The organism is Candidatus Nitrohelix vancouverensis, assembly GCA_015698305.1.
GTDB lineage: Bacteria > Nitrospinota > Nitrospinia > Nitrospinales > VA-1 > Nitrohelix > Nitrohelix vancouverensis.
The window spans coordinates 2,690,789-2,707,357 of record CP048620.1; the positions used below are offsets into that span (position 1 = coordinate 2,690,789).

Here is a 16,569-nt window from a genome sequence, read left to right on the forward strand (position 1 = left end):
GTCATTTTTAATTTTGGACGACCCGATATTACCGCGCTCCATTCTTCTATTCATACTTCTTTGTTGTTCCGCCTTTTTCTCCGCCTGCGAAGCGGCTTTTTTCTCACTCAATTCACTTCAAACTGAAGATTTAAAGGAGAAAAAAGGTCGTTCAGGGAGATTCGTCCATGAACTCCTGGAGAAACCGCGCGACCTTCTCATCACCATTTATATAGGCAACGAGCTGGTCAACATCGGTTGCTCCGTCGTCGTGACCTCCATCGCCATCACTCTGTTTGGAAGCATCGGCGTCGGCATCGCTATCGGCGTGGGAACGCTGTTGCTTCTGATCTTTGGAGAAATTTTCCCGAAAAGCCTGTCGCTCAAATCTGCCGCTCCATATGCCCTGATCGCGGCCTATCCCTTGAAAATTTTTTCAGTGCTTGTTCATCCCGCACGCCGTTTTTTCACGCATATCGCTGAAAAATTTATCGCTATGATTGGATTCGGCAAACTGGTTGACAAGGACTCCATGATCACGGATGAAGAATTCAAGGCCATGGTGCAAATGGGAGAAGGCGACGGCGTACTCGATTCCGAAGAAAGCACGATGATTCATAACGTCATCGAATTTGGCGAAACAACGGCCGGCGACATCATGGTCCCCAAGATCGACATGGTGACGATGGAAAACGAAAACTCGTTTCAAAATATTCTACCGAAAATCATGGAGAATTTTTTCGCAAGAGTCCCCGTTCTCAGCGAAGACGGCGAAACCGTGATCGGCATCCTCTATACCAAGGAACTGATTCGCTATAAAAATCTGCCGCCAGAAAATTTCAATCTGAAGAACATGCTTCACCCCCCGCATTTCGTCCCCAAGTCAAAAAAAATCAAAGAACTCCTCGAAGAATTTCGCAAGATGAAACAGCACCTTGCCATCGTGCTCGATGAGTATGGTAGCCTCAGCGGACTCATCACGCTGGAAGATATTCTGGAGGAACTGGTGGGTGAGATTGATAGCGAAATGCGTAAGGAAGAGGAACCCTTTGTCAAAATCAAAGACAACACCTATCGAATGGCCGCGAACTACTCCATATACGACTTCAACCAGAACTTCGCTCAACCCTTACCGGAAGACGGTCACGAAACCGTTGGCGGGCTGGTCTTTGGGCTATTCGGTCGCGTTCCCCGTAGCGGTGAAACTGTTTCTCTCGGCTGTTACAAATTCCACATCGAGAAGATGAAAGGCGCAAGAATCATTTCACTGCGTCTGAACGTAATGGAGATCAATGAACCCGAAAACCCGATTGAGGACGACGCTAAATAAATGGACCTCTTACCATCATTGGTTTTCATCGCTTTGTTCATCTTGTTTGAGGCCTTTTTCTCCGGCTCTGAAATTGCGTTGATCTCGGTCAACCGGGCGCGCTTACGGCAAAACGCTGAGGCTGGAGACGAAAGAGCTAAAACCATATTGGAGTTTTTGAAAAACCCGGAACGCCTCTTCGCAACCACATCATTGGGAACCAATCTATCCGTCGTCTCTTCGACTGCAATTTTCACCGGCTACATGGTTGAAAATTTTGGAAAAAGCGGAGAATGGATGGCCATGCTCATCATCTCTCCTCTGATTCTGTTTGGCGGCGAAATCGTACCAAAAATCATTTTTCAGAATCGAGCCGATGAACTCTCGCAATCCCTTGCAGCCCCGCTGACTTTTTTCAGCAAATTATTTTATCCCTTCATTATCTGGACCTGCCGCGCTACGGAAAACGTTTCTCGCGGCGTTCTCGGCGACGATAACGACAACGAAGCCACCTTCAGCCGGGATCAGATACGCCGTATCGTCAGCCTCGATTCACAAACCATACACCTCGGGCCGACCGAGCGTAAAATCATTCACCGCATATTCAATTTCGGAGAAATCGCCGTTGAACAATGCATGACCCCTCTCGTTCAAATGTTCGCCGTCAGCGACGCCACGACCATGGAGGAAGCGCACAAAATGGCGATCGACTCCGGTTGTTCGCGGCTTCCGATCTTTCATCAACGCATCCACAACATCATCGGCGTGATGAATACCTTTGACCTGATCGACCAGCCCATTGACAGCAGTTCCATATCGCCCATCGTTCGCCCGGCCTATTACGTGCCGCCCAGCAAAAAGATCGACGACCTGCTCAAAGAACTGCAAACGCGCGGACTTCACATGGCGATCGTGGTGGATGAATATGGCGGCTGTATTGGTTTGGCGACAGTAGAAGATCTTCTGGAAGAAATCGTCGGCGAAATCGAAGATGAATTCGACAAGATGGGAAAACAATACGAAAATTATTCCGACGGGGACTATCTCATCGAAGCGAGTATGGAAATTGAATCCATCAATGAAACCCTCGGGCTGAACCTACCCAATGAAGAAGACTTTGAGACGCTTGGCGGTCTGATCATTCACCATCTCGAAAAAATCCCTTCCCCCGGCGATCAGATCACCCTCAACGGTTATCGTTTGACCGTCAAGGAAGCCAGCAAGCGACGTGTGATATCGATTATCGTGAGGCAGTTGAACCCGGAAAACGAAGACGACGCTAACGGTAAAACCAGCGACAACGATTGACCGTCAATCAATTTCCCGCATGCGCTCAAGCTCCTGGTAAGCGCCCTGTATCTCCAGAAATTTTAAATGCGCCGTTTCAGGACTGCCTCCGTCATGACCGGCCCGATCAGGATGAAATCGCGACGCCATCTTCCGATACGCCTTCTTGATCTCTTCATTGGACGCTGACGATTTAATCTCTAAAATTGTATAAGGCGTTTTCAATGCTTCCAAAGAATACTTACGCCTCACCTGGTCGTGGGCGTCGTAGGAAAGTCCGAGGTAATCCGCCAACTGGTTGATGATTTTCTGAGTTTGCGAATTCAGCCCATTCCCCACCATCGTGATTTGATAGGCGAGCGCCAGCGCCAGAGATAAGTACAAATTGTTGGACGATTTTTTATAATCCTCAACAATAGGCATTAAATCCGGCCGCGCTTTTTGCACCTGTTGCGCAATATCGCTCACAAAAGAAAGATCGTCAGAAGCGTAATCCAGATTTTTAGTAAAAAAACGACGGATTACGGAAATTTCTCGCGGGCTGAGCGGCCCCTTCTCGATACCCACGCGCGCCACCAGAGCCACAAGCGAAGCGATAAAAATCTGGCGATTCGCCAGACCCGGAAGGCTGGCCTCCAGCTTTTTCTTCATCGCCTTGGATATAAAATGCTGAACGGCGCCAACCACGATAGCCCCCAAGGGACCTCCGCGCAAAAACCCCAGGCCCGCTCCCATCATCCAGGACATAAAAATTCCTCAGCCGACATATCAAAGTTCCCGTTCATACGAATCAAAAAAATATGATACTCTCCAGTTCCTTGTCAGATCAAGACCAAACAACGCCCAACCAAAAACGCTCGCAAAAAGGACTCTCATGATAAAGCATATCGTTATGTTCAAGCTGGAAAACAAAACAAAAGAAAATATGGAGCAAGCCATCGCTTCCTTGAAAAGTCTAGAAGGAGCCATTGAAAGCCTGCGCTTCATTGAGGTTGGCGTGGATTTTAAAAGTTCTGAACGGAGTTTTGATCTGGTTCTCACCACGCATTTTGACGATAAAGAAGGACTCGAAACCTATGCCGCACACCCCAATCATCAACCCGTCATCAAAACGATACGATCGCTTTGCAAGCAATCCGTAGTTGTTGATTATGAAATCTGACCTTCCAGCATAATTACCCTGCAAAGCCAGATTTTCCGAACTATAAAAAATATCCCCCATAGCAAATTAAAGTCTTGAAATTTATGATTGTAATTGATATCCTTCGACGATTTTAATCGGGGAAGGATTTGACCGGCTTGCATAGGGTGATTTCTGGACTGGCCCCGCTCCACGAACAAACGATAATAAACGATGGTCCCAACAGTCGCTCAAACGTTTCATTACTAGCAACCGGATAGAACTGCAATAATTAGATTGCTCGTTCCAAAAGATCAGGAGGTTGTCCATGGCAAAGGCAACAAAAAAAGCGGTAAAGAAAAAGAAGGCCGTCAAAAAGAAGGCAACGACCGGGAAAACCAAAAGCGCCGCGAAGAAAAAAAACGTGAAAAAGAAATCCGTACCCAAAAGTAAAAAATCGGTCGCTAAAAAGAAACCTGTAAAAAAATCCAAACCCTCCAGTCCTAAAGCAAAACCTAAGACCAAGGTAAAAGCAAAGAGTAAGGCAAAAGCTAAATCCAAAGCAAAGGCCAAGCCTCAAGCCAAAACTAAAAAGACGAAAGCTCCCAAAACCTCCCCTAAAGAGAAAAAATCAACCGCCTCCAGGAAAAAAGCAGTCAGTAAAAAAGTTCCGCCGAAAAAAAAACCGGTCGCTAAAAAAACGACAGCTCCTGCAAAAAAGTCCGTAAAAAAACAAGTCAAGCCACAAAAGGTCGCGGCAAGTAAACCGGCTGAAAAGAAAACTCCTCCTGCACCCAAGGCAAAACCCATATCCGATCCGATCATTAAAAAGATCCGAGAGGGTTTGGTTCACTCGCGCGGCGAACTGTTTAAGATTATTCAGTCTTCCCAGAACGCGGAACGGGATATAGGAGAATTGACCTTCAGTAATGAAATTGATCTGGCTTCAAGTCTTGAAGGGCGGGAGATGATGTTTCAGCTGACCAGCCGGGACAGGAACGAATTGAAATTGATCGAGGATGCATTGATCAAAATGGACGAAGGAACTTATGGGATTTGTGAATCCTGCGAAAAAAGAATCAGCTCAAAGCGGTTGCAAATTCTTCCTTTGACCACGTTGTGTATTGAATGCCAAACTTTAATGGAAACGAAATAAGGAATTATTTTCCGCAACACTTTTTATATTTCTTACCGCTTCCACAGGAGCAGGGGTCGTTTCTGCCTACTTTTGCCTCTTCACGCTTTGCCGGTTCCTTGGCCTGGCTTTCGGCCTCTCCGCCGCGATGCTCCACCACCTTGGGCTCGGGTTTTTCCTCGACATCCATCGATTCCTCGACGTTGAGTTGGGCTTTGAACAGGAACTCTGAACACTCCTCCTGAATTCGCTCCATCATCAGGGAGAACATTTCAAAACCTTCCTTCTTGTACTCCGTCAACGGATTCTTCTGGGCGTAACCGCGCAGACTGATGCCTTCCTTGAGATGATCCATCCCAAGCAAATGATCTTTCCAGAGTTTGTCAACCACCTGAAGCATCACCATTTTTTCCAGATGGCGCATGGCCTGCGGCTCGATATCTTCGACTTTTTTGTTATAAAGCTGGTTCAATTCAGCAGAAATAACTTCAAACAACTTCTCGCGATTACAATCCTCCAACTCAATACGATGCGTTTCATTGAGCAGTAACTCATGGTCGCTTGGCTTTTCGATACCAATGCCATATTGTCGATGCAAAAACTCATTCAATGACTCGATATCCCATTCTTCAGGATAGATTTTGTCGGGGGCGATTTCATGAAGTTTACGGTCGAGCGTCTCCTCCCCCATTTCAATCAAAATCTCATTCTGGTTGGAGCCGAGTAAAATGTCTCTTCTCAATGTATAAAACACTTCTCGCTGACGATTCATGACGTTGTCGTATTCGAGCAAGTGCTTTCGAATATCAAAATTATGCGCCTCAACTTTTTTCTGCGCATTGGCGACCGCCTTTGAGACCATTGCGTGCTCAATGGGCTGACCGTTTTCCAAGCCCAGACGTTGCATCAAACCGGCGATTTTCTCAGACCCGAAAATACGCATGAGGTCGTCTTCAAGCGACAAATAAAATCGAGAGGATCCATTATCCCCCTGTCGGCCCGCGCGCCCTCTCAACTGGTTGTCGATGCGACGACTTTCATGTCGTTCCGTTCCGAGAATATGCAAGCCTCCCAATTCGGGAACGCCTTCGCCCAGCACGATATCCGTACCGCGTCCCGCCATGTTTGTAGCGATTGTCACAGCCCCCATTTGTCCCGCCTGGGAAATGATCTCGGCTTCGCGCTCGTGCTGTTTTGCGTTGAGCACGTTGTGTTTGATTCCAATACGTTTCAACTGCTTGCCCAGCGCTTCGGATTTTTCAATCGAAATGGTTCCCACCAGAACCGGTCGGCCCGCATCGTTCAATTCACGGATTTCCTCGATAACCGCTTCGAATTTCTCCGCTTCACTGCCATAAATCACGTCGGGGTGGTCTTCACGAATCATCGGCTGGTTGGTCGGAATCACCACCACGTCCAATCCGTAAATCGAGTTGAATTCCTCCGCCTCGGTGTCCGCCGTACCCGTCATGCCGCTCAACTTGTCGTACATGCGGAAATAGTTTTGAAAGGTAATGGATGCCAGAGTCTGGTTTTCGTTTTCTATCTTAACCCCCTCTTTGGCTTCCAGAGCCTGATGCAAACCGTCGCTGTAGCGTCGCCCCGTCATCATGCGCCCTGTGAACTCATCAATGATGACCACCTGACCGTCTTTGACCACATAGTCGACTTCATTTTTAAACATGGCGTGCGCCTTCAAAGCCTGTTGCGCGCAATGCAGGGTCTCAATATGTTTGGGATCATAAAGGTTATCGATCTGCAACAACTCTTCAAGAAAGGAAATGCCGTCTTCATTCAACGCCGCCGTTTTGCTTTTTTCCTCAACGGTATAATGCTTCTCTTTTATCAATTTCGGCATGAACTGATTGACTTCATGATACTTGGTCGTGGACTCTTCGGCAGGACCTGAAATGATGAGCGGCGTTCGAGATTCATCAATAAGAATACTGTCCACCTCATCGACAATGGCGAAATTCAACTCGCGTTGCGCGAACTGATTCGCATCGTACTTCATATTGTCGCGTAGATAATCAAAACCAAACTCATTGTTGGTTCCATAAGTGATGTCTGCGCGATACGCCGCGCGTCTTTCCTGATCGTCCATATCGTGGGAAATCACGCCAACCGACATGCCCAGGAAATTAAATAATTGCCCCATCCATTCGGCGTCTCGTCCCGCCAGGTATTCGTTCACTGTGACGACATGCACGCCTTTTCCAGAAAGCGCATTCAGATACGCAGGCAGAGTCGACATGAGGGTTTTACCCTCGCCGGTTTTCATTTCAGAAATCTTGCCTTCGTGCAAAACCACTCCACCGATCATTTGCACGTCGAAATGGCGCATTTTGAGGGAGCGGATTCCAGCTTCCCTGACCACGGCAAAGGCTTCCGGCAGAATATCATCCAGGCTTGCGCCCTTTTCCAGCTGAGCTTTCAATTCGTGAGTTTTGCCGCGCAACGCGGGATCCGACAAACCTTTCACGCTCTCTTCCAACTGGTTGATCTTCTCAACGAGTCCTTGTATGCGCGCTAACTCGCGATCGTTTCGCGTTCCAAAAATCTTCGACAAAAATCCTAATGCCATATATCAACCTTCAATGTGCGATAATTTGCAACGCAACAAACGTCATGCAGACCGTTCATCAGATTCAATTTAAATTAAAATGGATGTTAATTCGGAATTTTCAGTAGTGTCGGACAGCGTTCCATCGAGCTGAATCCTCAGCATGGAAAACGCTTGTGGGAAAATTTAACGTTTGCCTTGCATCACCAACAGCAAACCTGCGCCTACCGGAACCCGAGACGCGCCCTATTCTTCCAGAATATAGTTTTTGGGATTCAATGGAACGCCCCTCAGCAACACTTCATAATGCAGATGCGGCCCAGTGCTTCGACCGGTGTTGCCCACTTCGGCAATTTGCTGACCGCGCTTAACGCGGTCCCCGACTTTAACTAGATGCTTGGAATTGTGTCCGTATCGAGTGATCAATCCATAACCATGATCGATCTCCACCATTTTCCCATAACCATATTCCCGACCGGAAACCACAACGATTCCATCAGCAGTCGCTCGTACCGGCGAACCAAAGCGCGCGGCGATGTCCCAGCCCTCATGCTTTTCCTGTAGCCCCGTGAAGGGCGATTTTCTAAACCCAAACCCGGAAGTCACCCAACCGCGCAACGGCCAGATAGACGGTGTGGAAGACAACAGCGATTTTTGACTCTTGAAAAATTCGTCTAATTCCTGAAAGGAGATAGCCTGTGCCTTTGCCTGATTCGCCAGGTTCCCCAGATTCCCGGACAGCCGCTTGGCCAGACTATGCGCGTCCCGTTTCAAGGAAGTGGTGATACTTGCATTCGCCAAACCGTAAGGTCCGCCAACACCCCATACCTTCTCTGAAGATACAGGAGAATTTTCCAAAGCGGTGATGACTCTTAATTTTTTCTCAAAACGTTCCAGCCGCGCCATTTCATCTTCGAAATTACGCACCTGCTTGGCAAATTTCTCTACCTGCACTTTTTGCAGTTTCGATTCGCGGCGCAACTCAGCCAACTGATCCTGATCCGCCGTTAGCTGAATGTACTTCTGCGAAAAATAATAGGAGAAACCGCCAAAGGCTATCAACGCGCTGATAGAAAGCGCCAGCGTGCATTTGACCAGACGTTTCGAAATACGAGTTTTCCTGGGCGATCCTGTCGCGCCAGAAAAAATCATCAGAGTATAGAAATCTTTATCCACTTTACCTCCTTGTCCAAGGTACTTTTCGCGGAACTGAAAACACAAGGGTCACCCGCTTGATCCTAGCTTTAACCCTTTATTTTGTCAAGACTTATTTAACTTTCGCCTGATTATGCGCAGGGGAATAATCCGGCGTTTTCCAGTATTTATCGGACCTCTAAGGCCCCACCCTGCCCGACTTTGCTTTTTTCACGGGCCTGGATATGCTCGGGGTTGATGCGCAGAACTTCATCGTAATAAGATTGCGCTTTTTCAACATCGCCTGTTTCTTCGTAAAGCACGCCAAGACTGAACAAGGCCTGCACCCGGCCCGGCGTATTGCCGGTGGCCGTATTGATCTCGGCGATTTTCATGAAGGCCTCAATTGTCCCCTCTATATCCCCCGCTTCGTAACTTCTGAACCCGTCCTGCCGGAGCGACCGCGCCAGAGCGCGACCATAGAGCGCCGCCTTTTCTTTTCGGCCATTTTCTAATGATTCTTGATACTCCTGCCGAAATCGCTCTCCCTGACCTCGCTCATTCAGCAGGCCCAGCAGATTATTGTAATAGAGAATGTCGGAAGGATCGATTTCCATCGCCCTGCGAACCAGCGTCTCGCCCTCGTCAAACCGACCTTTGCGCGCCAGAGTGGCGCCCAATGCGTTCAGGGCCAGACTGTTCTTCGAATCTTCCCGAATGGAGCGACGCAAACGGTCTTCAGCGGCGTCGAAATTACCCTCGTAATAAAATGACAGACCGATGCCAAACAGTATTGGAGACGGACTCGACTGCAATCGAGTCTCCAGAAAGGCGCGGGTCGGTTTCAAGAATCCCCCGCCAGCCGAGGCTTTGACCAGACCGCGCACCAGCGAACTGCTTGCGTTCGGCTCTTCAACCAGCTTCATATAAGCTTTGACGGAATCTTCGAAACGCCCCTGCATGGCAAGCATTTCAGCGCGACCCTGCGCGTCGAGCGACATCGCGCCGGGATGAGGCTGAGCCGTTGCGGACGCAATATTAACGACAAGCGTCAACGCGAAAATAATGAACAAAGAATATCGCATTATCGAGAAGCTATTAGAAAGGAACGTCGCTGTCATCGACCGGTGGACGATCCAGATTGGGCGGCGCGTCCTCGCGGTCGCTCAGATTGTGGAAGCGGGTGAACTGATTCTCGAAGCCAAGCCGAACATCGCCGATCGGGCCGTTACGTTGCTTGCGAATCAAAATCTCTGCAATCCCCACATCCGGGGTTTCCTGATTATAAACTTCATCGCGGTAAATGAACATGACGACATCGGCATCCTGCTCGATGGCGCCAGACTCTCGAAGGTCGGAAAGCAAAGGTCGTTTGTCCGTTCTGCTTTCAACGGCGCGACTCAACTGCGACAGAGCGATGATCGGGATTCCCAGTTCCTTGGCAAGCGATTTCAGCCCCCGGGAAATTTCAGAAATTTCCAGTTGCCGGTTGTCCTTGCTTCCCGGCGAATGCATGAGTTGCAGGTAATCCACGATGATCAGTCCCAGCGGATGCTCCGCCGCAAGCCGACGGGCGCGCGCGCGAATTTCCAGCCCGGACAAGGAGCCGCTGTCATCAATAAAAATACTGGCCTCCGCCAATCGACCGCCTGCGTTATGTATTTTGGGCCAATCGCTCTTTGCAAGATAACCGGTGCGCAACTTATTTGAATCGACGCGCGCTTCTGCGCACAGCATGCGATTGACCAATTGCTCCTTGGACATTTCCAGACTGAAGATCGCCGTTCCGGCTTTCGCATGCAGAGCCGCGTGACGGGCGATATCCAAAGCAAAACTCGTCTTGCCCATACTGGGACGACCCGCGAGAATGATCAAGTCTGTGGGCTGCAATCCTGTGGTCAGCCGGTCCAGATCAAGAAATCCGGTCGCCACGCCGGTGACAATGCCCGGAGCCTGCGACAGCTTGACGACGGAATGGATATTATGTTTTACAACTTCCGAGATGCCGGCAAAATTTCGCGAGGTCCGTTTGTCTGAAATTTCGAAGATGGACTTCTCCGCCTTGTCCAGAATTTCCTCAACCGACTCGAATTCATTGTAGCTGTTCGAGACGATCTCATTCGCCGTCTGGATCAAATCTCGCAGGATTTTCTTTTGCTTGACGATCTGCGCATGATGCGTGATCGCCGAAGCGGTGGGTACGGCGTCTTCAAGGAAGCCCAGGTATTCCAGCCCTCCAGCTTCGTCAAACCCCTTGTCCTGACGCAGTCGTTCCGTCAGGGTCAGAATATCGATGGGGGTGTTCTCCTCAAACAACCTGCGCATTGAGGCGAAAATTTTCTGGTGGGATGATTTGTAGAAATCATCTTCGGACAGGATTTCCAGTCCGCGCGCGAAGGCTTCGTTGGATTTCAGGCAGGCGCCCAAAACGCTTTGCTCTGCCTCCAAATTGTATGGAGGCAGTTTGTTCAGAGCAATTTGAGCAACAGATTCCGGCATGGTTCAGGATGGGTCGCCTCGCCCTGTAACTGGCGAGGCGGGTTAATTAATGCACGGTTTTAAAGCCGTCGGAATCGCAAAAAGCAAAGAGGCGATTTACGCCTCCGCCTCATTTTTTTCTTCGGTCGCTTCTTCAGTCGCTTCTGCGCTGACTTCTTCGACGACGTTTTCAGCGACAACAGAAACCTTGATCTGCGCGGTCACTTTCGGGTGCAACTTGTAGACCACCTGAAAATCGCCAAGCGTTTTAATAGGATCGCCCATCTGAATTTTCTTTCGATCCAGAGCCGCTCCCAGTGCATGCACGCAATCGGCAATGTCCTGAGCCGTCACGGCGCCGAACAATTTGCCCTGATCGCCGACTTTTTTGGTGATCACGCAAGACAGCGCAGACAATTCCTTAGCGCGCTCTTCCGCTTCCACAATGGCTTTTTTCACGCGCGCCTGAACGATGCTCTTTTGATGATTGAACTGCTTCATGTTCTTAGGCGTCGCGAGAATCGCCTTGCCCTGCGGAACAAGATAATTGCGACCGTAACCGTCTTTCACTTCAACTTCGTCTCCGCAAATACCGAGACCGCCCACATCTTCCTTTAATAATAGCTTCATCGAGAATCCAGCTCCTTATATTTTAAATAGCCTTTAAACCGTATCGGGATCTATAGGAGGCGATTTCAATTTTCTGAAATCGGCCCACAAATCGAAAACGCCCATTCCAATAATGATTCCCATCAAAATAGGCTGAAACAAGATCAATAAAAAAACAAAACCCCAAAACACCGCATGAACATTTCGCGTTTCCAGAAAATGCACCACAATGGAAAGGCCCTGGGCAAAATAAACAACCAAAGCCACCAAAAAGACATTCATGCCCACCGCCGCGAAAGGATCGCCCATCGCCACGGCGCCGCCCGATGCCAGCAAAGCCCAGACCGCTTGTTCCGGGGCCACCCATTCGGAATATTTTCCGGGGTGAAAATTAAAACCCAAATGCAGACGCCGACTGATGAACTGCGCCATCACATAATTCAAACTCGCCGTCACCAAAGAACCGATCAACAGTATCGCCGGATAGGACTGGGTGAACAACTCCGAAACTGTGACCGAAAACTCCTGCATGAGCTTCAGATCAGCCGGACTCTCTCCCATGGATTTCAAGGCTTCCATGGATTGAGCGATGTGACTGTCCACCCGATCCTTGAAGAAACTTGAAAAGCTCTCGTTCTGTTCTCCCAATACAAAAAACAGCAGGAGAATGGAAATCACCGTTGCGCCCAGCGCAGAAAACGCGATGCATCGGTCAAAGGGTTGTCCCTGACGGACGCCTTCCGATAAAATCAGCGCAAGAATTCCATATTCCGCAAAGAACAGGAACGCTGGCAAGGGTCCCGCAACAAAAACCAGCGACACCAGAACCAGACCCGCCATCACAGCGCCCGGTTTCATGCCAAAGCGTAACGACACCCAGATGATCGGCAAGGGCGTGAAAATACCCGTCATCATCCCCAAAGCCGGGGCAAACGCCGTAACCGTCAATAAACCTAAAACAAGAGCAAAGGGAACCAGGATCGCTCTCGGATCGAACGGTTTTTGCAAGGTCAGCGTTCTACCGAAAAAGGCAGTAAGGCAATATTGCGCGCGCGCTTGACTGCATTGGTCAGCTGTCGTTGATGCTTCGCGCAGTTACCAGAGATCCGCGAAGGGATGATCTTGCCGCGTTCAGACACCAGGGGTTTCAACAATTTCACATCAAAGAAATCAATATGCTCTAATTTCTCAGAACAGAATCGGCAAATCTTTTGCGCAAAAAAAGCTCTTTTCTTCGTATAAGTCATAGATCCATCCACTATGTTAGGGAGCGTTCAAAACGCTCGCAGATTATTTTATTTTTTTTTAAAAAGGGACGTCGTCGTCGCCGGGCGGCATGCCTGAAGAATCGCCTGGATCGTTGGGACCCGATCTTTGCCCGTCGCCGCGACCGCCAAGGAACTGAACCGTGTTGGCAGTCACATCCAGCTTGTTGCGCTTCTGGCCGCCATCGCCTTCCCAACTCGAAAAACGCAGATATCCCTCAATAAATACGGGTCGGCCCTTACTCAGATATTCCGCGCAGTTTTCTCCTTGCTTGCCCCAGACCGTAATATCAACAAAGCAGACGTCGTCTTTCCATTCGTCGCCCTGCTTGAACTTACGGTTGACGGCAATGCCGAAGCTGGCCACGGCCGCTCCGCTGGCTGTGTACCTGAGTTCGGGATCGCGTGTCAGATTCCCCATGAGCAGTACTTTGTTAAAGCTAGCCATTGTCAGGAATCATCGCTCCCTTCCTTTACTGTTTCTTTTTTCGCTTCTTTATCATCTTTTTTGTCATCGTCGTCAGAATCGGATTCTTCACCCTCTTCGGCAGGTTTACCCGCCTCTGCAATGCGTGCAAGAGCGCGTTCCAGTTCCTTGTCGGTCAATCGAATGACCATGAATTTGATGATGTTTTCGTTCAGAGAATATTCTTTTTCCAGCTCGTCGAGTTTTTCGTTTTCGCAGGTGTGATAAATATTCAAATAAATACCAAACCGATTTTTTCGAACCCGGTAGGCCAGTCGTTTCTTTCCCCAGTTTTCAACGCTAAGGGTTTCGCCGCCATACTTCTTGAAATAGCCGTCAACTTTTTCAGCGGCTTTTTCAACGAGGGTGTCGTCTAAATCAGGTTTAAGAATGAGTACGCTTTGGTAAGATCTCAAGATAGGTCTCCTCTTGGGTGAAAGCCCCGATTGAATGAATCGAAGCGAGGGATTGGAAAAACATGAATTTTTACATACGTTTGAGTTAAAATCAAGGCTTATGAGAGAAATTCGCCGCCGGATCGCAGAAACATCAGCAGGAATCTTTGTAAAACCGGGATTTTCACCTGAAAATCCTCTCTGGCTCCTGTTGATATGCGCCTTTGTTGCGGCCTGTAATTTTCAACTGCCCTCGCCGCCTCCGCCAACGCTTTACAAATACAATGTGATTCCCGTTGGCAAAGGCCCCTCGTCTCTGGTTTCCGCTGATTTCAATCAGGATGGCTACCAGGATATCGTCAGCGCCAATTCCAAGGATTCCACCCTCACCTTCTTACCCGGTAAGGGTGACGGAACCTTCAAGATAGCTCAAACGATTTCCGTGCATGCGGAACCCACGGCTCTTGCTGTCGGCGATTTCAACCAGGACGGCTTTCCTGATATTGCCGTGAACTCGCGCGGCTCGGACCGATTCTCCATCGTATTCAGTTCCAAAGAGGGCTTTTCCCCCAGATTGTTATCGCAAAAAACCGGGACCGTTCCACTGGGGATGATCGTAGCCGATCTGAATAACGACGGCATTCTCGATGTTGCGACGACTCTGACCTTCGACAAGATGGAAATCTATCTGGGCCGGGGCGCGGGCTATTTCAAAAAAGGAGCCAGCTATTTAACCGGCTCGCGTTCCTTTTCAGGACTGGCGGAGGATTTCGATGGCGACGGCATCGCGGAAATCGTTCTCGCGACCAGCAGTTCAAATTCAAGCGGAATCAAGTTATTCCAGGGCAATGGCGACGGCACCTTCTCCGGCCCGCTCACGCTTGCCGCCAACCGCGTTCCGCTATCGGTCATTGCTCACGATATGAACCAGGACGGCAGGAATGATCTGGTCTTCACCGCCGGGCAAGGAGACAATATGTATCTGGCCCTCTCCAAAGGCGATGGTTCGTTTGAAGCGGAGCAATCTTTCTCTGGAGGCGGCGGCCCTTTTGGTCTGACGGCGGGCAATTTCAACGACGACGATCTCCCCGACGTTGCCGTGGCTAATTCCAGAAGCAGTAATTTTTCCCTGATCATTCGCCGCAAGGATGGAGGGTTCATCTTCCCCACCCGCGATTATATCGTCGACGGCGGCACGCCGCTGGCGATCACAAGCGCGGACTACAACGACGACGGTCTGCTCGATGTCGCCGTCGCCAGCAATTTCAAGGGAACGGTGGAAGTCTACCTGCAACGCCGCATTTTTCAATAACGCCAGTTTTCAAAGCGCGCATCGCAGGACTCTTCAATAGTGGCAGTCTATTTGCAACGCCGCATTTTTCAGTAAGGCCAATGTGGCGCCTCAGTCGGGTCCTGGACTGTGCTTCAGGAGGATTTGAGCGCCTGCAAGAATTTTCGCGGAAGTTGTTTTTTGCGTATCTTGCATTCGAAAATTCGCACCACCTGCCATCCCTTGCCCTCAAGCTGTTTCGTCACTTCCTTATCGCGCTGTTTGTTTCGCTTGATTTTTTTCTGCCAGTATTCGGCATTTTGTCGAGGCGTGATGTTCCTGCAGGGATGCCCGTGCCAGAAACAACCATCGGCGAACAGGGCGATGCGTTGCGCGGGAAACACAAAATCCGGCTTGCCCGGTAATTTGTAATTCCGGCGCCAGCCCGTGATTTTTCTCTCGCGAAATATCGCCGTCAAGCCAAGCTCGGTGGAGCGGTTGTCGCGCGATTTGACGGAGCGCATGATCCGGGATCGCTCTTCCGTGGAAAAACAATCGCTTCCATCCGTCGAGCGTGTCGGCTCTTCAAGCCCCAATAACCTCGGAACCAGAGCGTCTAGAATCGCCGCAACCACAGGAGCCGCCACCGCATTGCCCGCTTGCTTGCGCGTTTGATAATCAGAACAGACAATTTTGAAACTGTCCGGGAAGCCCTGAAGCCGCAACATTTCTCTCGGCGTCAGGCGTCGCTTGCCGTCCACCAGAAGATAATTATAAGAAGCCCCTGCGCGCAGGGCGCAGGCGTAAGGATAAGAGGTCACGTTCCCGGACTTGTTCTCATGCCAGATTCCCGGCTGGTGAAGGGAACGATGCTTTCTGTTGCGATTGCCCTGAATGGTTGAGGTCGCAAAATGTTTCGCTTCCACATCCCTTTCCAGAAATTCAGCAAGCGGACGCATCGTCTTATTTCCTTCGGGCCAGCCAAAGGGCGCATCGTCTTTCACTCCCACGATGAACACGCGCTCGCGTTTTTGCGGCAGGCCAAAATCCAGAGCGTTCAATACGCGATACTCGACCCGATAGTCCATGTCCTTCAAGGCCGAAACAATACGTTCGAAGGTGGCGCCGTTCTGGTGACGCACCAGTTGTTTGACGTTTTCCAGGACAAATGCGGCGGGACGTTTCTTTTGCAGGATGCGCGCAATATCAAAGAACAAGGTGCCGCGCGTGTCTTCAAAGCCTTTGCGCTTGCCGATGATACTGAAAGGCTGGCAGGGAAATCCTGCGAACAGCAAGTCGCAGTCGGGAATGTCGTTTTCATTGAACAGGGTGATGTCGCTGTTTGGCGCGTGACCAAAATTCGCTTCATAGGCTTTACGCGCGTTGGCGTCGATATCGCTGGAAAAAACGCATTCGGCCTTGATCTTGCGTTTCTGCGCCACGGCGCTCATGGCAAAGCGAAAACCGCCAATGCCGCAGAACAAATCGACAAAGCGCAGGATTTTTTCAGGTTCTATTTTGGAACTCGTTTCAGACATATAGGCAGGTAGGGGCAAACC

16 protein-coding genes are annotated in these 16,569 nt (G+C 49.7%); 5 read left to right on the forward strand and 11 right to left on the reverse strand.

What is annotated here, in order from left to right; translation table 11 throughout:
• The first annotated feature begins 13 nt into the window (after window positions 1-13).
• A complete protein-coding gene (locus G3M78_12445; GenBank protein QPJ66854.1) occupies window positions 14-1,309 on the forward strand; it encodes an HlyC/CorC family transporter in 1,296 nt (431 codons plus the stop codon).
• Entirely contained in the window at window positions 1,310-2,596 is a 1,287-nt protein-coding gene (locus G3M78_12450; protein QPJ66158.1) for an HlyC/CorC family transporter, read from the forward strand.
• 3 nt (window positions 2,597-2,599) lie between these two features.
• Here G3M78_12450 and G3M78_12455 read toward each other — a convergent pair whose 3' ends face one another.
• Entirely contained in the window at window positions 2,600-3,322 is a 723-nt protein-coding gene (locus G3M78_12455; GenBank protein QPJ66159.1) for a DnaJ domain-containing protein, read from the reverse strand.
• Window positions 3,323-3,449: 127 nt separating this feature from the next.
• Here G3M78_12455 and G3M78_12460 point away from each other — a divergent pair, with 127 nt between their 5' ends.
• Both G3M78_12460 and G3M78_12465 read left to right on the forward strand, forming a co-directional pair.
• Window positions 3,450-3,737, forward strand: a complete 288-nt coding sequence (locus tag G3M78_12460) for a Dabb family protein (protein QPJ66160.1) — start codon at window positions 3,450-3,452, stop codon at window positions 3,735-3,737.
• A 286-nt stretch (window positions 3,738-4,023) separates the two neighbouring features.
• Window positions 4,024-4,851 carry a TraR/DksA family transcriptional regulator gene (locus G3M78_12465; protein ID QPJ66161.1) on the forward strand — a complete coding sequence of 276 codons (828 nt, stop codon included), beginning with the start codon at window positions 4,024-4,026 and terminating at the stop codon, window positions 4,849-4,851.
• A 4-nt stretch (window positions 4,852-4,855) separates the two neighbouring features.
• On the opposite strand, the gene secA is transcribed toward G3M78_12465, so the two are convergent.
• From secA to rpsF, 9 genes are all read right to left on the reverse strand, one after another.
• The gene (secA, locus tag G3M78_12470; GenBank protein ID QPJ66162.1) at window positions 4,856-7,414 is read right to left on the reverse strand and encodes a preprotein translocase subunit SecA; all 2,559 of its coding nucleotides are present in this window, start codon (window positions 7,412-7,414) and stop codon (window positions 4,856-4,858) included.
• A 225-nt stretch (window positions 7,415-7,639) separates the two neighbouring features.
• Entirely contained in the window at window positions 7,640-8,569 is a 930-nt protein-coding gene (locus tag G3M78_12475) for a peptidoglycan DD-metalloendopeptidase family protein (GenBank protein QPJ66163.1), read from the reverse strand.
• A 146-nt stretch (window positions 8,570-8,715) separates the two neighbouring features.
• Window positions 8,716-9,612 (reverse strand): tetratricopeptide repeat protein, encoded by an 897-nt coding sequence (locus tag G3M78_12480; GenBank protein ID QPJ66164.1) that lies wholly within the window; start codon window positions 9,610-9,612, stop codon window positions 8,716-8,718.
• Between the two features lie 13 nt (window positions 9,613-9,625).
• Complete coding sequence (dnaB, locus tag G3M78_12485) at window positions 9,626-11,026, reverse strand: replicative DNA helicase (protein QPJ66165.1); 1,401 nt, start codon at window positions 11,024-11,026, stop codon at window positions 9,626-9,628.
• Window positions 11,027-11,122: 96 nt separating this feature from the next.
• Window positions 11,123-11,635, reverse strand: a complete 513-nt coding sequence (locus G3M78_12490; protein QPJ66166.1) for a 50S ribosomal protein L9 — start codon at window positions 11,633-11,635, stop codon at window positions 11,123-11,125.
• A gap of 33 nt (window positions 11,636-11,668) precedes the next feature.
• Window positions 11,669-12,622 carry a DUF2232 domain-containing protein gene (locus G3M78_12495; protein ID QPJ66167.1) on the reverse strand — a complete coding sequence of 318 codons (954 nt, stop codon included), beginning with the start codon at window positions 12,620-12,622 and terminating at the stop codon, window positions 11,669-11,671.
• A 2-nt stretch (window positions 12,623-12,624) separates the two neighbouring features.
• Window positions 12,625-12,861 carry a 30S ribosomal protein S18 gene (gene rpsR, locus G3M78_12500; GenBank protein ID QPJ66168.1) on the reverse strand — a complete coding sequence of 79 codons (237 nt, stop codon included), beginning with the start codon at window positions 12,859-12,861 and terminating at the stop codon, window positions 12,625-12,627.
• Between the two features lie 58 nt (window positions 12,862-12,919).
• Window positions 12,920-13,327, reverse strand: coding sequence for a single-stranded DNA-binding protein (gene ssb / locus G3M78_12505; GenBank protein ID QPJ66169.1), 408 nt, complete (start codon window positions 13,325-13,327; stop codon window positions 12,920-12,922).
• Window positions 13,328-13,329: 2 nt separating this feature from the next.
• Window positions 13,330-13,761 carry a 30S ribosomal protein S6 gene (rpsF, locus tag G3M78_12510; protein QPJ66170.1) on the reverse strand — a complete coding sequence of 144 codons (432 nt, stop codon included), beginning with the start codon at window positions 13,759-13,761 and terminating at the stop codon, window positions 13,330-13,332.
• A 100-nt stretch (window positions 13,762-13,861) separates the two neighbouring features.
• Between rpsF and G3M78_12515 the strand changes: the two genes are divergently transcribed.
• Window positions 13,862-15,052: a VCBS repeat-containing protein gene (locus G3M78_12515; protein ID QPJ66171.1), complete on the forward strand. Its 1,191-nt coding sequence runs from the start codon at window positions 13,862-13,864 to the stop codon at window positions 15,050-15,052.
• A 113-nt stretch (window positions 15,053-15,165) separates the two neighbouring features.
• On the opposite strand, the gene vsr is transcribed toward G3M78_12515, so the two are convergent.
• A complete protein-coding gene (vsr, locus tag G3M78_12520; GenBank protein ID QPJ66172.1) occupies window positions 15,166-16,548 on the reverse strand; it encodes a DNA mismatch endonuclease Vsr in 1,383 nt (460 codons plus the stop codon).
• Window positions 16,549-16,569: the final 21 nt, after the last annotated feature.

Excerpts from the sequence above, each read along its gene's own strand:
- G3M78_12455 (QPJ66159.1), bottom strand. The coding sequence starts at position 3,322 with ATGTCCTGGATGATGGGAGCGGGCCTGGGGTTTTTGCGCGGAGGTCCC.
- G3M78_12460 (QPJ66160.1), top strand. The coding sequence starts at position 3,450 with ATGATAAAGCATATCGTTATGTTCAAGCTGGAAAACAAAACAAAAGAA.
- G3M78_12450 (QPJ66158.1), top strand. The coding sequence starts at position 1,310 with ATGGACCTCTTACCATCATTGGTTTTCATCGCTTTGTTCATCTTGTTT.
- G3M78_12515 (QPJ66171.1), top strand. The coding sequence starts at position 13,862 with ATGAGAGAAATTCGCCGCCGGATCGCAGAAACATCAGCAGGAATCTTT.
- G3M78_12480 (QPJ66164.1), bottom strand. The coding sequence starts at position 9,612 with ATGCGATATTCTTTGTTCATTATTTTCGCGTTGACGCTTGTCGTTAAT.
- dnaB (QPJ66165.1), bottom strand. The coding sequence starts at position 11,026 with ATGCCGGAATCTGTTGCTCAAATTGCTCTGAACAAACTGCCTCCATAC.
- G3M78_12465 (QPJ66161.1), top strand. The coding sequence starts at position 4,024 with ATGGCAAAGGCAACAAAAAAAGCGGTAAAGAAAAAGAAGGCCGTCAAA.
- vsr (QPJ66172.1), bottom strand. The coding sequence starts at position 16,548 with ATGTCTGAAACGAGTTCCAAAATAGAACCTGAAAAAATCCTGCGCTTT.
- rpsR (QPJ66168.1), bottom strand. The coding sequence starts at position 12,861 with ATGACTTATACGAAGAAAAGAGCTTTTTTTGCGCAAAAGATTTGCCGA.
- ssb (QPJ66169.1), bottom strand. The coding sequence starts at position 13,327 with ATGGCTAGCTTTAACAAAGTACTGCTCATGGGGAATCTGACACGCGAT.
- G3M78_12490 (QPJ66166.1), bottom strand. The coding sequence starts at position 11,635 with ATGAAGCTATTATTAAAGGAAGATGTGGGCGGTCTCGGTATTTGCGGA.
- secA (QPJ66162.1), bottom strand. The coding sequence starts at position 7,414 with ATGGCATTAGGATTTTTGTCGAAGATTTTTGGAACGCGAAACGATCGC.